The organism is Maricaulis sp., assembly GCF_048270095.1.
GTDB lineage: Bacteria > Pseudomonadota > Alphaproteobacteria > Caulobacterales > Maricaulaceae > Maricaulis.
On the sequence record NZ_JBLWTL010000022.1, the window covers coordinates 32,799 to 52,954 of the forward strand.

The following is a 20,156-nucleotide window of genomic DNA, read 5'->3' on the forward strand; positions in this document are numbered from 1 at the left end:
CCAACCTTCCGGAAATCCCTCATCCCATGACCCAATCCCCGCAATCCATCCTCAAATCCGTATTCGGATTCCCCGAATTCCGGCCGGGCCAGTTGCCTATCGTCGAGCGCTTGCTGGCGGGGACACATACGCTGTGCGTGATGCCGACCGGGGCGGGCAAGTCGCTGTGTTATCAGGTTCCGGCGCTGATGCTGGAGCGGCCCTCGATCATCATCTCGCCGCTTGTCGCCTTGATGGATGACCAGATTGCCGGGCTGGCGGCCAATGGGGTGACGGCGGCGGCGATCCATTCCGGGCGTGATCGCGAACAGAATGTCGCCGCCTGGCGGGCTTTCCAGTCCGGCGAGGCAAAACTGCTCTACCTCTCGCCGGAGCGGCTGATGACGGGGCGCATGCTCGACGCACTCAAACCGGTGAATCCGGGCCTGTTCGTGGTCGATGAAGCGCATTGCATTTCCAAATGGGGCGCCAGCTTCCGGCCCGAATATGAGCAACTCTCCCAGCTCAAACACCATTTCCCTGAAGCGACACTCGCGGCCTTCACGGCCACCGCCGACAGCGCCACCCGCACCGATATCGCCGAAAAACTGTTTGGTGGTGAGGGCGATACGGTGGTGCGCGGCTTTGACCGGCCCAATCTGACCCTCGGCGTGACGCCTAAAACCCAGTGGAAGCCGCAATTGCTCGGCTTTCTCGCCGAACGTCGGACCCAGTCCGGCATTGTGTATTGCCTGTCGCGCAAGCTGACCGAAGAGGTCGCCGCAATGCTCCAGGCGGAGGGCTATCGGGCGCTGTCCTATCATGCCGGCATGTCGCCGGAGCAACGGCGCGAGAATCAGGAAGCCTTCATGGCCGAAGAGGCCGTGATCATGGTGGCGACGATCGCGTTCGGGATGGGGATCGACAAGCCCGATATCCGCTATGTCTTCCACCTCAACATGCCCGGCTCCATGGAGGCCTATTACCAGGAGATCGGCCGGGCTGGCCGCGATGGTGCGCCCGCCGATGCGATGATGCTCTACGGCCTCGGGGATGCCAGTTTGCGGCGGCGCTTTATCGACAGCGATGGCGAGGATGATGCCCACAAGCGCCGCGAGCACCAGCGCCTCGATGCGTTGCTGGCCTATTGCGAGGCAACCCAGTGCCGCCGTATCACGCTCCTGTCCTATTTCGGTGAGCCAGGCTCAAAGCCCTGCGGTAATTGCGATATCTGCCTCGATCCCCCCAAACTGCTCGACGGCACACGCGAGGCGCAAATGTTGTTTTCAGCCATTTTGCGCACCGGCCAATCATTCGGCGGAGGCCATGTCATTGACGTATTGCGAGGCGGCGATACCGACAAGGTCAGGGCCCGGGGGCATGATGCGCTCCCCACTTACGGCGTCGGCAAGGACCGCCCGAAACCCTTCTGGCAGGGCTTGATCCGACAGGCGGTGGCGGGCGGCTATCTCAAGGTCGATATCGACCAGTATGGCGCTCTCAAACTGACCGAACGCGGCAATGCCGTGCTGCGCGGACGCGAGACATTCGAGCTACGCGAAATCGTGCCGGGCAAGGGCGAGAAGAAGCCGCGGCGCAGTGCTGCCAGCATGGCCGCCGAAGCGGATGTGGATGCCGGATTGCTGTCTGCGCTCAAGGGTTTGCGCCGCGATCTTGCGGCGGAGCGCAATGTCCCGGCCTACGTGATTTTCTCCGACGCCACCCTGATCGATATGTGCCATTTGCGACCCCAAAACTTCGAACAATTGGCGGCGGTCAATGGCGTCGGACCGAAGAAGCTGGCCGATCTGGGCGAGGCTTTCCTGGCGGTGATCCGCGAACAGGCGTGAGGCGTCACCGTCTGACGTTTAGTGCCAGCAGTCTCAACCCCAGAATTGCCACCATGGCCTTTCCTCGCGGGCGATCCCCAGCCATTCCCGGATAGCTTCGATCATCCCGTCCAGGCTTTGCCAGATCGGCAGGTGATCCTGGATCCAGATATTGAATTCCGGCGAGAAGACAGAGGCCGCGACCAGGATCAGGATGACCGTCACCGCGATCGTCAGAGCGGGCTTCATGATGTCTGCGATGAAGTTCAGCACGGTCATCTCCTCAACTTAGCCGTCAAATTGCCCGGAGCCGGGCGCGGCAAGTCCCACACCTTGGTGCAAAGGGCCGCCTGTCTCAATCGAGAAACGAGGCGATCTTTCTGGCCTGGGCGGTGAGCTCATCCATATCGGCCTTGCCGCCGGCATGCATGGCGAGCTGGGCGCCTTCGCTGCGCGGGATGATGTGGAAATGGACATGGAAGACGGTTTGCCCGGCCGGAGCGCCATTGAGCTGCGCGATCATGATGCCGTCTGGCGCCAGCGCGGCCTTGACCGCATTGCCGATCTTCTTGACCCGCAGCATTGCCGCTGCGAGGGCGTCATCGCTCATCTCCAGCGCATTGCAGGCCGCTTCCTTGGGCACGACGAGCACATGGCCGGGCGCCTGCGGGAAAATATCCATAAAGGAGAGGACGCTGTCATCCTCATAAACTTTCACGCAGGGCATCTCGCCGCGCAGGATCTTGGCGAAGATATTGTCGGGATCATAGGTGCCGGTCGGGCTCATGGCGTGTCTCCATTGTGGGGCAATCCAGCATCTCATTCGCCGGGTGCCTGTTCGGTTCAGCATCACTCATAACGTCTCCGGCGCATCCGGGCGCGAACTTCCATGAGCGTCGCCCAGAGGGTCGGCCAGCGGGGCTCGGGATCATAGCCCAGTTCCTCCGCGGTAAAGGCCATGCGGGGCGGCGCCTCGATATTCAGATGGCAGGCACCACAGCGCCGCGCTCGCCGATAGAAGGGAAAGAAGCTCCCCAAAATGGTGATCGCGGTCATCGCCAATATACGCTTGCGCCGGCGGGTTTCACCCGCGCATTTCGGACAGGGATAAAGCGGCCCGACTTCGGCTATCTGGGCGGCTGAGAGCACAGCGTGCGCGGTTGCGATGCACGCCGGAGGTATGAGTATCCGGGCGCGGCAATAGCCAAATTCAAGGTGTGGATAGATGTGAAGTATGTGGTAGTCCGCGATTTGCGCCGGTATGCCAGCGGCTTGCAGGGCGCTGGTTGCGACAAGAGCGTGCCCAAGCCAGGGCGAGGGCAGAGGTCGGGTCGATTCTGTCATCAATCTGAAGCCTTGAACGGGCTTTCCGCATCCAGCGAAGCGATATCGGCCAGCACGGCCGGGCGTTCGCGTTCGAGATACTCGCCGACAGCGTGCCTGAACCCCTCATGGGCGATCCAGTGAGCCGAATAAACCGGTTGCGCACGATAGCCGCGCGCCAGCTTGTGCTCGCCCTGGGCGCCGGCTTCGACACGGTCGAGGCCAAGCTTGATCGCGACATCGATGGCCTGGTGATAGCAGAGCTCGAAATGCAGGTAGGGATGATCCTCCAGAAGGCCCCAATAGCGGCCATACAGGGCATTGGAGCCAATGAAGTTGAGCGCAGCGGCGATGTAGCAGCCGTCCTTCTTCGCCAGCACGAGCAGGACTTCGTCAGCCATGCGTTGGTGGATCAGCTCGAAGAATTCGCGATTGAGGTAGGGGCGGCCCCATTTGCGCGCGCCGGTATCCTGATAGCAGGCGAAGAAGACGTCCCAATGCTCCGGCTTGAGATCGGCACCTGTCAGATGCTCGATCTCCAGCCCGGCCTGGGCCGAGGCCCGTTCCTTGCGGAGCGCCTTGCGCTTGCGCGATGAGAGCGCGCCGAGAAAGTCGTCATAGCTGGTATAGCCGCGATTGGACCAGATGAACTGCCGATCGATGCGCTGCAGCAGGCCAGCATTGCCCAGTTCCGACCAGTCGTCGGGCGTCGGGAAGTTCACATGCCAACTCGACACGCCCCATTGGCGCACAGCTTCGATCACGCCGCTCACCAACGCGCCGCGAACCGCCAGGTCGGTTGCGAGGATCCTGCGTCCGGTCACCGGCGAGAAGGGAATGGCGGTCAGGAGTTTGGGGTAATAGCGCCCGCCAGCCCGTTCAAAACTCTCGGCCCAACCATGGTCGAAGACATATTCGCCCTGGCTGTGGAATTTGAGATAGAGGGGCAGGGCGCCCTTGAGCGCACCGGTCGCATCACGCGCGAGAAGATGGTGCGGCGCCCAGCCGGTTTCGCCGCCCACGCAGCCGCTTTCCTCAAGCGCTTGCAGGAAATTCCAGCTCAGAAAGGGATCGTATTCAGCGCCATTTGGGTTGGCGATGCCGTTCCAGTCATCCGGCGCGATTTCTGCCAGGCGCTCTATAGCCGCCAGGGTCAGCGATGCCGTGGGGTGCGCCTCATTGGCCGGTTCGTTCGTGCCCATTGCTCAGTGCAGGTGGATGCGCCGCTGGCGGCGTTGTTCTGCGGCGAGGGGCGCGCTGATCGTCTCGATCTCCGTGGCGCGGACCCACGCTGGTGTGCCCTGGTCGAGCGAAGTCCGCGCGCGCCCGGCAAACATCATGGCCCGGCCGGCATCCCCAACCGAGAAGGCCTGCTCCGCAACGGCCAGCTGGGCCAGTGCCGTATCGCCATTGCGTTGATGCACTATGGAGAGTTGGTACCAGGCGAAGGCATTGTCGGGCTCGATATCAAGCGCGACCTGAAGATGGCCTTCGGCCTCCTCGAGCAAGCTGTCATCGTCGGTGGCAATCTGTGAAATCGCCAAATTCAGCCGAAGCAGCGGCGCGGTCGGCTCAAGCTCGACGGAACGCGCATGGTAGGGGATGGATTCCCGGATATTTCCGGTCTCGAACAACATTTGCCCGTAGAGCTCCTGAAAATAGGGATTATCGGGCTCTTCGGCGATCAGGCTCTCAATCTCCAGGCGGGCTTCGTCCAGACGGGCCACGCGGAAATAGGCGACGGCACGGGCATAGCGGGCGGGCAGGCTCTGATCCGTGCGCGGATAACGGTAAAGGACGAATTCCGGCTCGGTCAGGAAGCCGTAAATCTTGCCCTGCAGCCGTCGCAAATTTGCGATCTCCTCTGGCGTGTCATCGACATTCACATGGTCGGCGGCATCGGCATTATTGCGCAGAATGGAGATGCGTTCCGATGAGAGCGGGTGAGAGCGGAAATAGGGAAAGCGGCGCGCATCCGACATCACTTCCTGATAGCGGAAACGCTCGAAGAACTCGACCAGGCCCTCCGATGATTGGCCGCTGGTCTCCAGATATTGCAAGGCGGCCTGGTCAGCGGAGGCTTCCTGGGCGCGGCTATAGGTCATGAAGGAGAGAGCGCCGAATTGCTGGCTTGAGGCCATCAGCGCGCCGGCCGCGCCACCCTCGCCAGCGAAGGCAGCCAACAGGCCGAGTCCGAGCGAGATAAACATTGGAACCTGTGCGGCGCCGAGGCCATCGCCGACCCGCGCCAGGTGAGCGCCAGCGATATGGCCGGTTTCGTGGGCGATCACGCCCTTGAGCTGATTGGGGGTCTCGGCTTCGATAATGATGCCGGTGTGCAGAAAAATGTTCTGACCGCCCGTCACGAAGGCATTAATCGACGGATCGGCGATGATGTAGAGGTGCACATTGGACGGGGTCAAACCCGCCGCATCGAGCAGGGGATCGGCGTACTCGCGCAATGTGTGCTCGATTTCGGTATCGCGGATCAGCGATTGAGCCGAAACCGGCGCGAGCAGGGCTACAGATGCCAGGCAGGCTGTGACGATGGATTTCAGAGGTCGCATTCAGCTTCCACTCCCAAGCCCCCGCTTCGCAAAACCCTGCACGCTCCACGTACAGAACTCAATGATATGGCCGGGCGGGGGGCGGGCGATCAATCCGCCCGGCCCGCCGGTCATCTTACTTGCCGAATAGGCCTGTCCGGTTCCACCATCCGCGCTTGACGGGTTTGACGGGTTTGGCGGGCTGGGCCTCGGCGGTATCGGCCGGAGCATCCGCTGCCGGCTCGGCGGCGGTCTCTGGCTTGGTGGCCGCTTTGGCTGCCGGCTTGGCCACCGTGGTACGTTTACGCTTTGGCGCCGGTTTTTCCGTCGCGGCAGGTGTAGCCTCGGTCTGCGGCGTCATCACCGCAGCCTCGGCCTCGACTTCGGCCTTTTTGCGGCGGGTGCGAGGTTTGGGTTTTGGTTTTTCGGCTTCGGCCGGTGCAGCGGCGGCGTCAGCTTCAGGCGCGGCAGTCTCGGCGGTCTTGCGAGGGCGCCGGGTGCGGCGCTTGGGCGCCTCATCCGTGGCCGCAGCGTCGTCCGCCGGCGTAGCGACAGTTTCTTTTACGGACGCTTCCGATGCCTCAACACTCGCGGGTGCCGTCTCGGCATCTGCAGTCTTGCGACGGCGTGGTGCGCGCTTGCGCACCGGTTTTTCAGTGCTCGCAGTGTCCGTCGTCTCTGGTGCAGGGGCTGCGTCATCAGCACCGGCCGTGACAGGGGCGGCAGCGGCCGGCTCCTCTTCGGCAGGCGGATTTACGCCCTGATCGTCAGCGCTCTGATCTTCGCTGCCCTGTCCTTCTGTACGACGACGCGAACGCCCGCCCCGACGGCCGCGGCGACGGCGGCGGCGCGGTGCGTCACCATCCTCGGCTGCAGCCGTTCCCGGTGTCTGCTCGCCCGTCTCGGACTCAGCAGCATCCTCGTCTGAGGTGGTCTCGGTTGTTTCGGCGTTGGCGCCAGCGTCGGAAGCCCCCTCGTCAGAAGAGCCCTTGCGACGGCGACGGCGGCGGCGGCGACGCGTGCCGTCCTCTCCGGTTGCACTATCGCCCGCATCGGTGCCATCGGCGGACGCGGCGTCACGCGCGCCGCGGGAGCGTGAACGGTTCCGTTCCCGGGGTTCGCTTTCAACGCTCTCAACTTCGTCGTCCTCTTCGTCCATGACGAGCTGGTCGGCGAGATCGTCGGCGTCAGCGACCACGGCCTGGCGCGGAATTACAAATTCCTCGCCCGGTGCCCGTAGCTCAATGGCTTCAATGACGAATTCCGGCGCGATGATTTCATCATCGGATGCAACGGAGATATTCATCTGGAAACGCTCTTCGATCGCCAGGAGGTGATCGCGTTTCTCATTGAGCATATAGATGGCAATCGAGGTCGGCAGCGAGATGCGGATCCGCTTGGCGCGGCCGCGCATGCCTTCCTTTTCCAGTCCGCGCAGAGCGACCAGTGCGCTCGATTCGACCGAACGGATATAGCCGCTTCCCTTACAGTGAGGGCAGGTCTCGGTTGAGCCCTCGATCAGGCTGGTACGGCGGCGCTGACGGGAAATCTCCATCAGACCGAATTGGGAAATTCGGCCCATTTGCAGACGGGCCCGGTCGCGTTTCAGCGCGTCCTTCATCACCTTCTCGACGGCCCGGACATTCTTCGACTCATCCATATCGATGAAGTCGATCACGATCAGACCGGCCAGGTCGCGCAGGCGCATCTGGCGCGCGGCTTCATGGGCGGCCTCGATATTGGTCTTGACGGCGGTCGTCTCGATATTGCGTTCGCGGGTCGAGCGTCCGGAATTGACGTCGATCGAGACCAGCGCTTCGGTCGGGTTGATGACGATATAGCCACCCGATTTCAGCGGTGCGATTGGCGAATAGATCGCTTCGAGCTGGGTTTCGACCTGGTGCTGCAGGAAGAGCGGCACGATTTCGTTATAGTGCTGAACCTTTTTGGCATGGCTCGGCATCAGCATGCGCATGAAGGCCTTGGCTTCCTTGTAGGCGGCCTCGCCCTCGACCAGCACGCCGTCGATATCCTTGTCATAGAGGTCGCGAATCGCGCGTTTGACGAGATTGCCTTCCTCATAGATCAGCGCCGGAGCGACCGATTTCAGCGTCAGCTCGCGGATATTCTCCCACAGGCGCAGCAGGTAATCGGCATCACGGCGGATTTCGATCTTTGTGCGCGAAGCCCCGGCGGTGCGAATGATCAGGCCAATGCCCTTGGGCAGGTCCAGTTCGCTGACGACGGATTTCAGGCGCTTGCGGTCGGTGACATTGGCAATCTTGCGGGAAATGCCGCCACCGCGCGGGGTGTTGGGCATCAGCACGCAATAGCGGCCGGCCAGGGAGAGATAGGTTGTCAGGGCCGCGCCCTTATTGCCGCGCTCTTCCTTGGCGACCTGGACCAGCAGTATCTGGCGCCGCTTGACGACTTCCTGGATCTTGTACTTGCGGTAAAGCTGCCGGCTGCGCCGGGCCGCTTTTTCTTCAGCGATCTCGTCCTCATCATCATCGCTGTCATCACCGAAGCTTTCGGCAGCTTCGATCGGCTCGCCGGACTCGTCGGTTTCGACGACCGGTGCTTCGCTGGCCGCTTCCGCCTCATCGTCGGAATCAGAATCAACGGCGCTGGCTTCCTCGGCAGCGAGGGCCGCGCGATCTTCGTAGGGGATCTGATAATAATCGGGATGAATTTCGTTGAAGGCGAGAAAGCCATGGCGATTGCCGCCATATTCAACGAAGGCCGCCTGCAGAGAGGGCTCTACCCGCGTAACTTTCGCGAGATAGATATTGCCGCGAATCGGCCGGCGGGCCGCAGACTCAAAATCGAAATCCTCAACCTTGGTTCCGTCGACGACTACGACGCGGGTCTCTTCCGGGTGACCTGCATCGATCAACATTTTCTTTGACATAAAAGGTGTCTCCTGCGCGCACATCCTGATTGCGGGCTTCCGGAAGGAAGGGCGCAGAAATCAGGAGCGGCGGGGGCGCGATGGGTGAGCTGTGGCCTGGCAGCGAAGATATAAGCATCAGGCTAGCCTCACGTGTCGGCTGTTTTCAAAAACGCGCCCGGGCCATGGAAATCCATGCGGGCGAGGGCGCGGCGGTCGGGGCCGCGGGTAATCAGAGATCTGTCCCGCAGCTAAAGAAGAGCGTGTCGGCACGTCCGGATCGGACGCAGCCTCTTCGCGCCTGGCAAAGTATCGCAACTCCATTTGGAGTCGATCATCTGCCAAGGCCTTTTGAGCATGCAACATTCGGTTGGCTATGGAAAGCCTTTGTGACGGTGGCAAAATAAAGCGGGGATTGCACGGTTTCATCAACGAAACGTCAAGCTCCGCCGGTTAGGGTGCATCAAAAGCCGTGTACAGAATCACGGTATGTGCGATGGTGTGGTGATGCAAGTTCAACGGCTTATTTGGGCAATACTCGCTAGTCTGCTCGTCAGCGCGGGCGCATTTGCGGATCAACAGGTCCGCGAAGTGCGGTTTGGTGTCGAAGATGAGCGTACCCGGGTCGTGATTGAAATCTCCGATTCGGCCAATTTCCGGGCCTTCACGCTCGAGGGTCCACCCGACCGCCTGGTCGTGGACATGCCGGCCTCGGCCTGGGCCGTGCGCGGGCTCGATACCGGTGAGGGGCTTGGTGCCGGCCTTGTCGGTAATTTTCGCTTCTTCAATAACTCTGCCAACAGTTCGCGTGTCGTGTTCGAACTCGACGGCCCCGCCGTAATCGCGTCTCAATTCGTGCTGGATCCGTCGAGCGCCGGGGATAATTATCGCCTTGTGATTGATCTGGCTCCGGCCAATCCGCGCAATTTTGCCGCGACATCGGGATTTATCCGCACCGGTGAACTCGAATCCCTGATCGCCGAGCGCGTCGAGGCGGTCTATACGCCGCCGCCATCGCGGGCACGCCGTGTCCTGGTGATCGATGCCGGCCATGGCGGTCGTGATCCCGGATCGCTGAGCCCTAGCGGAACACGCGAAAGCGATGTTGCCCTGGAAGCCGCGCGCGAGCTGCGGCGCCAGCTGGAGGCGACCGGCCGCTATGACGTGTACATGACCCGCGACCGCGATGTTTATCCGTCCTGGGAAAACCGCGTTGGCGTAATGGTCGAACAACGGGCCGACCTCTTCCTGTCTATCCATGCCGATTCATCAGCCGACAGTTCGGTTCACGGTACGGCCGTCTATACGCTCAATGACCGGGCCGAGAACCGTGCGCGTCAGCGGGCGCACCAGGGGCAGGGACCGACAGACCAGGTCGACGTCAATAATATTCTGGTGGAGCTGGAACTGCGCGAAAAGCGCAATCAGTCCACGGCCTTCGCGGAGGTCTTGCTGGAGCATCTCGGCGCGGCGGGCCCCTTGCTGCAAAATCCGCATCGTCAGGCCAATCTTTTCGTTCTACTCGACTCGCGGGTGCCGGCTGTCTTGCTCGAAATGGGCTTCATGACCAATCGCAATGATGAGAGCAACCTGACGTCGGCGACCGCGCGCCGCCGCCAGATGGCCGCGGTCCTCAACGGGATTGATGCCTATTTTGAGCAGCGCGGGGACCTCGGTCCACTGCAGGAAAACCCGTCACGGGAGCTGCCAGCCCGCTAAATCGGTTTGTGCCTCGGCGCTGGGTGGCCATAATGCCGCCGCGGTGTCGTGGTCTTGCAGTCGGACTGTTGGGGCGGGGGTCCAGAGGGCGTCATGAAAATTTTCACTTTGCGTAATGTCATGCGTGCCGCCCTGTGGGGCGGGATTGCTGCGGTTGTTCTGGCTGTTGTCGGCTTCATTGCTGTGGCGATCTATGTCGTTCGGGTCACCGATGACCTGCCCGATTATCAGCAATTGGCGGAGTATGAGCCGGCGATCATGAGCCGGGTCCATGCTGGCGACGGGGCGCTGATCGCTGAATATGCCCGCGAGCACCGGGTGTTCGTGCCGATCGACAATATTCCGCAAAATGTCGTCCACGCCTTCATATCGGCCGAGGACAAGAGTTTTTACGACCATGGCGGCCTCGATTTCCGCGGGATCTTGCGCGCAATGCTGGCGAATGTCGGTCATGTCATGCGCGGCGAAAACCTCGAGGGCGCCTCGACAATTACCCAGCAGGTCGCCAAGAACTTCCTCCTCTCCAGCGAGCAGCGCCTTGAGCGCAAGGTCCAGGAGATGGTGCTGACGCGCCGGATCGAGCGTGCTTTCACCAAGGACCAGATTCTCGAACTTTATCTCAATGAGATCTATTTCGGCCGCCGCTCCTACGGGATCGCCGCCGCCGCCCTGAATTATTTCGGCAAATCAATCGACGAATTGTCGATCGAGGAAACCGCCTACCTCGCCGCCGTCGTCAATGGACCGGCGCTTTTCCATCCCGAACGCCACCCTGAAGCCGCCGTCAACCGGCGCAATTGGGTGCTCTCGCGCATGGCGGCCAATGGCTATATCTCCGAAGATGAGGCCAGTGAAGCCGCAGCCCGGCCAATGACGACCGTCGACCGCCTGTCTGGAGCGACCTATACCGCCGCCGAGTATTTCGTCGAGAATGTCCGGCGCGAAGTCTTCTCCATGTATGGCGATGACGAGCTCTATAATGGCGGCCTGTCGATCCGGACCACGCTCGATACCACCCTGCAACTGGCGGCCCGCCGGGCGCTGCGCAACGGGCTGGAAGTCTATGACCGGCGCCATGGCTATCATGGCGCGCTGGCCCAGATCGAGCTTGGTGAGGGGTGGGCCGAGCGCCTTGCCGCTGTTGATATTCCGCGGGACATGAATGATGGCTGGATCCCGGCCCTCGTATTGGAGAGCGGCGATCGTGAGGCCCGTATCGGTCTGCTCAATGGCGAAGACGGGCGTATTGCCTTGTCCGAACTGAGTTGGGCGCGCCAGTCACTCGGCGATGGCGAGGTCGGGCCGTCGATCAGCCGCGCCAGTGCCGTGCTGAGCGCCGGTGATGTGATCATTGTCGAGGCCTTGCCCGAGACTGAAGGCGATTATGGCCTGCGCCAGGTTCCCGCGATCAATGGCGGTATTCTTGCCATGGACCCGCATACGGGCCGGGTCCTGGCGATGGTCGGCGGCTATAGCTTCCAGATGAGCCAGTTCAATCGCGCCACCCAGGCGCGCCGGCAGCCGGGCTCGTCCTTCAAGCCTTTCGTTTATGCGGCCGCGCTGGACAGTGGATACACGCCTGCCAGCCTGATTCTCGACGCGCCATTTGTCGCCTCGGGCGGTCCGGAAGAACGGTTCTACATGCCGCAGAACTACTCTGAACGGTATTACGGCATGTCGACCTTGCGGCTCGGCCTCGAATTGTCCCGGAATGTCATGACGGTCCGGCTTGCCCAGGAAATGGGCATGGATCCGATCGTCGATTACGGTGTCCGTTTCGGCATTTATGACGAGCTTGAGCCGGTGCTGGCGATGGCGCTGGGCTCCGGGGAGACGACGCTCTACCGGTTGGTGTCCGCATATTCGACCCTGGTTAATGGCGGCCGCCGGGTCGAACCGACCCTTCTGGACCGGGTGCAGGACCGTTTCGGGGCAACGATTTTTGCCCATGAACAGCTCGATTGTGAAACCTGTGATACGCCAGACTGGCAACCGGGCCTGGCCGAGCCGGTCTTCCCTGAAACGGGTGTCGAAGTCGTTAGCCCTGTGACCGCCTATCAGGTCGTGCACATGCTCGAAGGCGCTGTTGCGCGCGGGACCGGCACCGCCCTGCGGTCGCTGGGCCGGCCGCTTGGTGGCAAAACCGGCACCACGAATGATTTCCGCGATGCCTGGTTTGTCGGTTTCGGTCCTGACATCGTTGTCGGTGCCTATATCGGCTTCGACACGCCCTACCAGCTGGGCTCGGGAGAGGCCGGTGGCCGCGTCGCGGCGCCCATCGTGCGCGATTTCCTCGCTGACGCCCTTGAAAACTACCCGGTCGCGCCGTTCCGGGTGCCGCCAGGTGTGCGTCTTGTGCCGATTGATCGCACGACAGGCGAGCCGGGTATCCTCGGGCAATCGGGCGTGATCCTGGAAGCCTTCCGGCCTGGCACAGAGCCGTCCCGGCAATCACGCGAGGATGAAAGCGGATTGAGCTTTGCGCGCAATTCGGTCAGCGAGGACCCGCTTTCGCAGCTTGCTGCTGAAGCCGAAGACGGAACCGGTGAAGATGACGAGGAAGAGGATCTGGGCGGTCTCTACTAGCCGCCCGCAGGCCGCGGTCTGCATAGTCCGGCTTGTCGGACCGCTCCTCGCCCTCTATCTCAAACACTGATCCGCTTGATCCAGGAAGGCCTTTGCCCGATGCGCGCAGATATCCAGAACCTGTCCGACGAAATCCAGCAGGCCGTAGGCCTGCTGAGGAGGCGTCTTTGACTGGGATACAGCCCAGAAAAGACTAGACGAACTCAACGCCCGATCCGAGCATCCTGACTTCTGGAACAATCCAGCCAAGGCGCAGGAATTAATGCGTGAACGCACCCGCCTGGAGGGCGCGATCAACACGGTGATCGAGGCCGAGCAGGAGCTCTCCGACAGCGTCGAAATGATCGAACTGGCCGAGATGGAAGACGATGCCGAGATGGTCGAGGAGGCCGTTGGCAGCCTCAACCAGCTTGCCGAGCGCATGCGCCGCGCGCAGCTCGAGACGCTGCTCTCCGGTGAGGCCGATGGCAATGACGCCTTCGTCGAGATCCATTCCGGTGCCGGCGGTACAGAAAGTCAGGACTGGGCCGCGATGCTGGCGCGCATGTATGCGCGCTGGGCCAATGCGCATGATTACAAAGTCGAGATCATGGAAGAGCAGGCCGGCGAAGAAGCGGGCCTGAAGTCTACGACCATGCTGGTGAAGGGCGAAAATGCCTATGGCTGGCTGAAGACGGAGGCCGGTGTCCACCGTCTGGTCCGGATATCACCCTTTGATTCCAGTGCTCGCCGTCACACCAGTTTCTCCTCTGTCGGTGTCTATCCGCAGATCGACGATGCGATCGAAGTCGATATCGACGAATCCAAGGTGCGCACCGACACGTATCGCGCTTCGGGCGCCGGTGGTCAGCACATCAACAAGACGGATTCAGCCGTACGCCTGACCTATGACATGCCCGGTGAAGAGAAAGCGGTTGTGGTGCAGTGCCAGAATGACCGCTCCCAGCACAAGAACAGGTCACGGGCCTGGGACATGCTGCGCGCCCGGGTCTACGAGATCGAGCTTCAGCGCCGCGAGGCCGCCGCCCAGGCGCTGGCCGACAGCAAGAGCGAAATTGGTTGGGGGCATCAGATCCGCTCCTACGTACTGCAGCCCTATCAGATGGTGAAAGACCTGCGCACCGGCGTTGAAACGTCTGATACAGGCGGGGTGCTGGATGGTGATCTTGATGACTTCATGGCTGCGGCCCTGGCTGCCCGCGTCGGTGGTGAGGATGCTGAGTCCTGATTTCGAGCAGGCTCAGAACGCCTGAGCGCCCAGCTCCGGACATGAAAACGCCGGCGTCCCGATGGGCACGCCGGCGTTTCTCATTTTGCCCTGCCTGAACTGATCAGAGGCTGGATTTGTTCGCGGCCAGCGGTGGCTGATCCACAGATGCCGGTTTGTTGGCTGGCGGTGCGGGCGGACGGTTGTCCACTTTTGGCGCGCTGGTGGTGGTTGCCGTAGGACCGCTTTTCTCTGCGAGCGGGTCGGTCGAGTGGCGGCAATGGCCGTCAAAGAAGGCCCCGCTCTCCACGGACAGGGCGGCATGAACAATGTCGCCTTCGATGCGCGCTGTTGCGGCCAGTTGCACCTGGCGGGCGCGGACGCTGCCGGAGACTTTCCCGCGGATGACGACGGTTTCGGCATAGACTTCGCCGTTGACGACCGCGTCTTCGCCGATAATCAGCGAACCGGCGCGGATATCGCCGTCAACGGAACCATCGAGTTGAACCTCGCCTTCGGACACAATCGATCCGGTCAGTACAAGATCACCCGAGAGGATGGATGGGGCTCTGGATTTCATGGCAGTCCTCTTGGTCGGCATGGTCGACTGTGACATCGAATCGGATGGTGAGACGTCTTTGTTACCCTTGAACATATTGTCCGGCCCTCAATAGGCGTTCGGGATCTATCGCAGATCCTTCATACCAGATTTCATAATGCAAGTGCGTGGCCGTACTGCGTCCTGTGGAGCCCATGCCCCCGACCTGTTGTCCACGTTCGACTGTGTCGCCACGCCTCACTGCGATTTCATGCATGTGACCATAACGGGTCACGAATCCGTAGCCATGGTCGATTTCAACACAACGACCATAACCGCTGCGCCAACCCGCGTAAATGACGCGCCCGGGTCCGGTCGCAACAATGGGGGCACGCCGATAGGCAGCAAAATCAATGCCGCGATGTTGGGTCGCACGGCGATTGAAGGGGTCAAGCCTGACTCCGAACGGGCTGGTCCGGCGGTAGGCGGCATCTACGGGAACGCCAAGCGGGCCGGTCTCGATGAAGCGCTCCAGCTCCTCGACTTCGAGCATGCGTGCGGCGACGCGCGTGATGCGAGAGGAAAACTCAGCTTCCAGATCCCAACCATCGGAAAACAGCGGGGTGTCATTGATCGGGATGTAGGGCCCGCCCTGTTCCTCGCCATTTTGCCCGCTGGCGACGACATGATCGATATCCAGCCCGGTCAGCCGGAGCACGGCGCGCAGATTTTCCAGTCGCGCTTCGGTGGCGTCCTCGGCCTGGGCAAGCACATTGTCCTGTTCGCCCATCAGGTAGGAAATCTGGTCTTCCGGAGAATCCGACATGGCCGCGATATTGATCAGCGGATCGCGCGCCATGCGCGGCGTCGGATCGGCGGGCGTGGCGGCCATCAGGACGCGGTCATCAGCGAGGGCCGGTGAGGGCGCCATATCATTGCCGCTTAATTGTTCAGCGAATTCAACCAGCTGGCTGAGCGTTTCATGGCGCATCTGGAATTCATAGGCGGCGCGATCAAACTCTTCCATCCGCGATTCCATGAAGGAATAGGCTGTGGCTTCACTGGCCTGCGCTTCGGCGACCATGCGATTGAGATTGATGCGCTCGCGCTCGATCGCCGAGTCCTTGGCCGCCAGGGCCTGACCGTGAAACGCGACAGAGACGGTTGAGTAACAGAGCCAGCAGGCCAGAACCGCGGCGCTGAGCAGCGCGCTGATCTGGACAGCCGTAGAGATCGCGAAATAGCGAACCTGACCATCGCTGCGATGGTAGATTTGCCGGTCCGGGAACCAACGTTGTGCTGTGCCCCACACAGCGAGTTTGAGTCGTGAGAACATGCGTTACTTTGCCCAGACTTCCGCTTGCCCCGGTGCCCAAGTCGGGCATGTGACACAAAAGATCGTCAGTTTTCAACTCTTGTTTATGCAAGTGGTGCGCCGGTTGCTGCCAATGGCAGGTAATATTTTTCCGGAAAGCGCGCACGGTTCCGCGCATCGGTGTTGAATGGTGGTTTCAAGCCACCCCGATAATACTGCTGTACAAGGCTGTGGTAGCGGGCTTCCGGCTCGGTTCCGGCGCGCGCGCAGACATGTTGGAACCAGCGCATGCCGGCGGCGACATGGCCGACTTCATCGGCATAGATTATTTTCAAAATCCCGGCGCTGATTGTGTCTCCGGCAGAAACAAGCCGGTCGATCATGCCGGGTGTGACATCCAGCCCTCGCGCCTCAAGCACCAGCGGCGCGATCGCCAGGCGGGCCGCCACATCCTGCCGGGTCGCGCGCGCCGCATCCCATAATCCGTCATGGGCCGGCAGGTCGCCATAGGCGGCGCCGAGCGCTTCCAGCCGGTCGGCAATGAGGCCGAAATGACGCGCCTCGTCATCGCCGATCCGGATCCAGTCGGTAAGGAAGTTGAGCCGCTCCTCTGGCGCAAGCGCGTGATCGCCACCGAAGCGCACGGCCATGTCGAAGGCCAGGTCGATGGCGTTGAACTCGATATGGGCGACGGCATGCAGCAGGGCGATGCGGCCCTCAATCGAGCCGAGGCGCCGGCGGGGTGGCTTGCCCGGAGCGACCAGCGCGGGCCGCTCCGGCCGCGCTGGCGTGTCATCTGGGACGGTTGCCGGCCATGGTGAGGGCCAGGCCAGGCTTGCGCCTTCAAGGGCCCGGCACACCGCGCGCGCCGCTGCGGCCTTGGCGCGCGGCTCCGCGGTTTGCAGCACCGCCACGGCCATTTCGCGCAGGTCGGCAGCCGGACGGCTCATCGTGCGATCGCCTGCACGGCCGCCAGGACGGCCTCAACATGACCCTTGACTTTGACCTTGTGCCAGATTTGCACGAGCCGGCCATCAGGGCCGATGACGAAGGTCGAACGATCAATGCCCATATATTCGCGGCCATACAGCTTCTTCAGGATCCAGGATCCATAGGCCTCGATCACCTCGCCGGGCTCGTCTGAAGCCAGGATGACTGTTAATTCATGCTTGGCCTTGAATTTGTCGTGTCTTTTTACGCTATCCTTGGATACGCCGATGATGACCGCGCCGGCTTCGGCGAAGGCGGCGCCGGCTTTGGAGAATTCGATGGCTTGCGTTGTGCAGCCGGGGGTGTCGTCCTTCGGGTAAAAATAGAGAACAATCGTTTTGCCGAGTAGTTCACCCAGATCGACTTCGCCGCCGCCGTCGGTGGCCAACCGAAAATGTGGAGCCAGATCGCCTGTCTTGAGATCGTTCATCTATCCCCTCCTGTCGCCGCCTGGGCGGACAATTCAAACTCGCCCCAGTGTGCGCCTCCTGCGGCCTGCGTCCAGTCGTGACGCTGCGCGAGGCCTTGGCTGATGCTGCGAAGATCGATCCGTCTGTGTGTCATCTATACCCTGGAGGCAATCGCGGTCCTGCTGGCCCTGGCGATTTTCGCGGTTGGCGCCCTGCTGGTGCGTTTGTCGAACGGACCGATTGAACTGGATTTTCTGCGCGAGGATGCGCAACTCATGCTGGCCCAGGCCTTCGAGGGCGAACTCGTGGCGCTCGGGGCCCTGGAGGCGCGATTCGATCCGGAAACGCGGGCCCTGGTAATTTTGGCGCGCGACGTCACGGTCGCCGAACGTCATGGCGAAGTGATTGCCCGTGCGCCGCGCCTGGAGGCCGGCTTTGCGGTTCAGAGCCTGTTGATCGGGCGGGTCGAGCCGGTGACGGTCAGTATTTCAGGCGGCTCCATCTCCATGGTCCGGCGTGCCGATGGCGCGGTCGGGGTCGGGCTGGGCAGTGTCGAGCGGGTTTCGGCGACGGCACAACGACCGGCCCGCGGCGGCGATGACAGTGCGTCGCTCTTCCAGCTGCTGCAGGAGCCGGCACGTCCGGGTGGCATGCTCGGTCAGTTGCGCCATGCCGATATCGAGAATGCGTCCGTACGCATCGTCGATGCGATCACCGGGATTGCCTGGCTGGTTGACCAGGCCAGCGTTGTTCTCGACCGCGATGATAGCCGGATCCGGGCCGAGCTGACGGGCCAGCTGGCGACGCCATCCGGTTTCGCACCGCTTGAAGTGCGCGTTCAGGCCGGGGCCGCGCTCAATAGCCTGTTGCTGGAGGCCCGTGTCTCCGAGCTGTCGCCGGCGGCGGTGGCGCCCGGGATTGGCCCGCTATCGGTGCTACGCATCCTGGATGCCCCTGTCAGCCTCGACCTCTTGCTCAATGCGACGCGGGAATCGGGCATTCGCGGCGCATCGATCAATCTGGATATCGGAGCCGGGCATGTTCTGCGCGATGGCGAATCGACCGCTTTCAACAGCGCTACGGTCCGCATGGATTTCGATCCCGATGCTGCCGAGCTGACCCTGTCGGAAGCGCGACTGGATTCGGACGTCTTTACCGCACAACTGAGCGGCCGGATGTTCGAGCTTTCCGACTATATCGGCGCGCTGCCGATGCGGTGGCGCTATGAATTGACGGCCGGTCCCGGCCATATCGACCTGGGCGGGATATTCGAACGCCCCCCGGTCTGGACCGGGCTTGAACTGGCCGGTTCGGTCGATCTGAACGAGGCGAAGATTGACCTGGACCAGCTCGATGTCGATCTCGGCCCGATCCAGGCGCGGCTGTCGGGCGAGACTTCGCTCTCGGCCGTGGCCGATGGACGCTGGTTGCCCAATCTGCGGCTGAACGGTCCGATCGAGGGGGATGTCCAGCCGGAAACCGTGCTGGCCTACTGGCCGGTCCTTCTGGCCGATACCGCGCGGGTCTGGATCCGCGAGAGCATATTGGGCGGGCATTACTACAATGCGCGCCTCGATCTCGATATCGACGCGGAATCCGTGGCCGCGGGCGCGCTCGCGGATGACCGCCTGACGCTGAGCTTCGATTTCGAGGACGCGGTCGTGCGCTATGTCCCGGAGATGACGGTGCTCGATCATGGCCGGGGGCATGCCGTCTTGCGTGGCAATGCCTTTGAGGTCGATATGACGAGCGGCCGGATCGGCGATATCGAATTATCGCGCGGCGTCGTTGATATCCCGCGCCTGAATCCGAAGGGCGCCCGGGCGCGCTTTGCCGGCGTGGCCCAGGGGCGGGCGGCTGATATCCTGGCGTTGATCGATGAGCCGCCACTTTTTCTGACCTCGAGTTTTGGCGTCTCCTCAGACATTGTCGACGGCCAGGCCGTCGTCGATTTCGAGTTTCATCGCCCCATGCTCGACGATGTCGATCCCGATGATATTCCGTTCAATATCGAGGGACGGATCGAACAGGCATTCGGCATCGTGCCGGGAACTGACTGGGCCTTCACCGAAGGACGGGTGCAGCTGCACGCCGACCCTGACGGGCTGACAGCCACCAGTGAGGGTGTCGTGCTGGAGACGCCGGTTGAGTTCGTCTGGCGTGAAAATTTCCGTGCCGGTGCCGACGAGGCGACGACGGCCTTCGAAATGACGGCCATCATCGGCGCCAGGACCTTTGACCGTCTCGGTATCCCGGCGCGGCGCTATCTGGGCGGCGAAATCCAGTTGCAGGCGCGTGCGACCGGTTCCGGTATGGGCGTCAATGATGTGCGCGTCGACGCCGATTTGCTCGATGCCAGCCTGGACGCACCCGGAGGGGTCTGGGGCAAACCGGCCGGTGAGCCGGGCCATGTCGGCTTCACCTTGCATCTGCGCGAGGATGGCGGTTATCGATTTGGGGATTTCCTGGCCGAATCGGCCGGGCTTTCGGTCGCCGCAACGGCGCAGCTCTCCGCCCAGGGACGCCTTGAGACGGCCCGTTTCGAACAGTTGCTGGTCGAGGAACTTGTTGACCTCAGCGGCAGTCTGACCGGCCCGGCCGAGGAGGGCGGCGCCTTCTCCGCCCGCATGGCCGGGCGCTATCTCGATATTCGTGACTTGATGCCGCATCTGCGTGGTCTGGGCAGCGGTGAAGGCGGGATGATGCCGCTCAATGCGACACTGGATGTGGCGCGGCTGGTGGTGTCGGATCGCAGTCAGCTCGATGATTTTAACCTGATCTGGCGCAGCGAGGCGGCGGGAATTCGCGCGTTCTCGCTGGCGGG

15 protein-coding genes are annotated in these 20,156 nt (G+C 62.2%); 5 read left to right on the forward strand and 10 right to left on the reverse strand.

The genetic code is table 11. The features are described 5' to 3' along the window. The first annotated feature begins 26 nt into the window (after positions 1–26). Positions 27–1,829: a DNA helicase RecQ gene (gene recQ / locus ACN0YJ_RS11800; RefSeq protein ID WP_417496307.1), complete on the forward strand. Its 1,803-nt coding sequence runs from the start codon at positions 27–29 to the stop codon at positions 1,827–1,829. A 33-nt stretch (positions 1,830–1,862) separates the two neighbouring features. Here recQ and ACN0YJ_RS11805 read toward each other — a convergent pair whose 3' ends face one another. The 6 genes from ACN0YJ_RS11805 to ACN0YJ_RS11830 all read right to left on the reverse strand — a co-directional run bounded on the left by ACN0YJ_RS11805 (position 1,863) and on the right by ACN0YJ_RS11830 (position 8,588). Beyond that, positions 1,863–2,081: a hypothetical protein gene (locus tag ACN0YJ_RS11805; protein WP_417496308.1), complete on the reverse strand. Its 219-nt coding sequence runs from the start codon at positions 2,079–2,081 to the stop codon at positions 1,863–1,865. A gap of 82 nt (positions 2,082–2,163) precedes the next feature. Continuing rightward, on the reverse strand, positions 2,164–2,595 hold the full coding sequence (locus tag ACN0YJ_RS11810; protein WP_417489878.1) for an HIT family protein: 432 nt from the start codon (positions 2,593–2,595) through the stop codon (positions 2,164–2,166). A 62-nt stretch (positions 2,596–2,657) separates the two neighbouring features. Further along, a complete protein-coding gene (locus ACN0YJ_RS11815; RefSeq protein WP_417489879.1) occupies positions 2,658–2,864 on the reverse strand; it encodes a hypothetical protein in 207 nt (68 codons plus the stop codon). 287 nt (positions 2,865–3,151) lie between these two features. Then, positions 3,152–4,333 carry a GNAT family N-acetyltransferase gene (locus ACN0YJ_RS11820; RefSeq protein ID WP_417496309.1) on the reverse strand — a complete coding sequence of 394 codons (1,182 nt, stop codon included), beginning with the start codon at positions 4,331–4,333 and terminating at the stop codon, positions 3,152–3,154. A 3-nt stretch (positions 4,334–4,336) separates the two neighbouring features. Beyond that, a complete protein-coding gene (locus ACN0YJ_RS11825; protein WP_417496310.1) occupies positions 4,337–5,698 on the reverse strand; it encodes a M48 family metalloprotease in 1,362 nt (453 codons plus the stop codon). A 115-nt stretch (positions 5,699–5,813) separates the two neighbouring features. Then, positions 5,814–8,588 carry an Rne/Rng family ribonuclease gene (locus ACN0YJ_RS11830; protein ID WP_417489882.1) on the reverse strand — a complete coding sequence of 925 codons (2,775 nt, stop codon included), beginning with the start codon at positions 8,586–8,588 and terminating at the stop codon, positions 5,814–5,816. 570 nt (positions 8,589–9,158) lie between these two features. Between ACN0YJ_RS11830 and ACN0YJ_RS11835 the strand changes: the two genes are divergently transcribed. The 3 genes from ACN0YJ_RS11835 to prfB all read left to right on the forward strand — a co-directional run bounded on the left by ACN0YJ_RS11835 (position 9,159) and on the right by prfB (position 14,100). Then, a complete protein-coding gene (locus ACN0YJ_RS11835; RefSeq protein WP_417475863.1) occupies positions 9,159–10,286 on the forward strand; it encodes an N-acetylmuramoyl-L-alanine amidase in 1,128 nt (375 codons plus the stop codon). Positions 10,287–10,379: 93 nt separating this feature from the next. Beyond that, on the forward strand, positions 10,380–12,872 hold the full coding sequence (locus tag ACN0YJ_RS11840) for a penicillin-binding protein 1A (RefSeq protein WP_417496311.1): 2,493 nt from the start codon (positions 10,380–10,382) through the stop codon (positions 12,870–12,872). A 99-nt stretch (positions 12,873–12,971) separates the two neighbouring features. Beyond that, positions 12,972–14,100, forward strand: a protein-coding gene (gene prfB / locus ACN0YJ_RS11845; RefSeq protein ID WP_417475867.1) for a peptide chain release factor 2 whose coding sequence is annotated in 2 segments (ribosomal slippage) — positions 12,972–13,040 and positions 13,042–14,100 — 1,128 coding nt in all. Because the reading frame shifts where the segments join, the coding sequence is not laid out codon by codon here. A gap of 103 nt (positions 14,101–14,203) precedes the next feature. Here prfB and ACN0YJ_RS11850 read toward each other — a convergent pair. The 4 genes from ACN0YJ_RS11850 to ACN0YJ_RS11865 form a co-directional block, all read right to left on the reverse strand. Next, the gene (locus ACN0YJ_RS11850) at positions 14,204–14,659 is read right to left on the reverse strand and encodes a bactofilin family protein (RefSeq protein WP_417475868.1); all 456 of its coding nucleotides are present in this window, start codon (positions 14,657–14,659) and stop codon (positions 14,204–14,206) included. 61 nt (positions 14,660–14,720) lie between these two features. Then, positions 14,721–15,953 (reverse strand): peptidoglycan DD-metalloendopeptidase family protein, encoded by a 1,233-nt coding sequence (locus ACN0YJ_RS11855; RefSeq protein WP_417475870.1) that lies wholly within the window; start codon positions 15,951–15,953, stop codon positions 14,721–14,723. Between the two features lie 83 nt (positions 15,954–16,036). Further along, on the reverse strand, positions 16,037–16,882 hold the full coding sequence (locus ACN0YJ_RS11860) for a ferritin-like domain-containing protein (RefSeq protein WP_417496312.1): 846 nt from the start codon (positions 16,880–16,882) through the stop codon (positions 16,037–16,039). Continuing rightward, positions 16,879–17,352, reverse strand: a complete 474-nt coding sequence (locus ACN0YJ_RS11865) for a peroxiredoxin (RefSeq protein ID WP_417475873.1) — start codon at positions 17,350–17,352, stop codon at positions 16,879–16,881. The genes ACN0YJ_RS11860 and ACN0YJ_RS11865 overlap by 4 nt, the downstream gene beginning before the upstream one ends. 102 nt (positions 17,353–17,454) lie before the next feature. Between ACN0YJ_RS11865 and ACN0YJ_RS11870 the strand changes: the two genes are divergently transcribed. Beyond that, positions 17,455–20,156 (forward strand): DUF3971 domain-containing protein (locus tag ACN0YJ_RS11870; RefSeq protein WP_417496313.1); only part of this gene is annotated, 2,702 nt, incomplete at its 3' end.

Excerpts from the sequence above, each read along its gene's own strand:
- ACN0YJ_RS11830 (WP_417489882.1), bottom strand. The coding sequence starts at position 8,588 with ATGTCAAAGAAAATGTTGATCGATGCAGGTCACCCGGAAGAGACCCGC.
- recQ (WP_417496307.1), top strand. The coding sequence starts at position 27 with ATGACCCAATCCCCGCAATCCATCCTCAAATCCGTATTCGGATTCCCC.
- ACN0YJ_RS11820 (WP_417496309.1), bottom strand. The coding sequence starts at position 4,333 with ATGGGCACGAACGAACCGGCCAATGAGGCGCACCCCACGGCATCGCTG.
- ACN0YJ_RS11810 (WP_417489878.1), bottom strand. The coding sequence starts at position 2,595 with ATGAGCCCGACCGGCACCTATGATCCCGACAATATCTTCGCCAAGATC.
- ACN0YJ_RS11840 (WP_417496311.1), top strand. The coding sequence starts at position 10,380 with ATGAAAATTTTCACTTTGCGTAATGTCATGCGTGCCGCCCTGTGGGGC.
- ACN0YJ_RS11815 (WP_417489879.1), bottom strand. The coding sequence starts at position 2,864 with ATGACCGCGATCACCATTTTGGGGAGCTTCTTTCCCTTCTATCGGCGA.
- ACN0YJ_RS11825 (WP_417496310.1), bottom strand. The coding sequence starts at position 5,698 with ATGCGACCTCTGAAATCCATCGTCACAGCCTGCCTGGCATCTGTAGCC.
- ACN0YJ_RS11855 (WP_417475870.1), bottom strand. The coding sequence starts at position 15,953 with ATGTTCTCACGACTCAAACTCGCTGTGTGGGGCACAGCACAACGTTGG.
- ACN0YJ_RS11850 (WP_417475868.1), bottom strand. The coding sequence starts at position 14,659 with ATGAAATCCAGAGCCCCATCCATCCTCTCGGGTGATCTTGTACTGACC.
- ACN0YJ_RS11865 (WP_417475873.1), bottom strand. The coding sequence starts at position 17,352 with ATGAACGATCTCAAGACAGGCGATCTGGCTCCACATTTTCGGTTGGCC.
- ACN0YJ_RS11860 (WP_417496312.1), bottom strand. The coding sequence starts at position 16,882 with ATGAGCCGTCCGGCTGCCGACCTGCGCGAAATGGCCGTGGCGGTGCTG.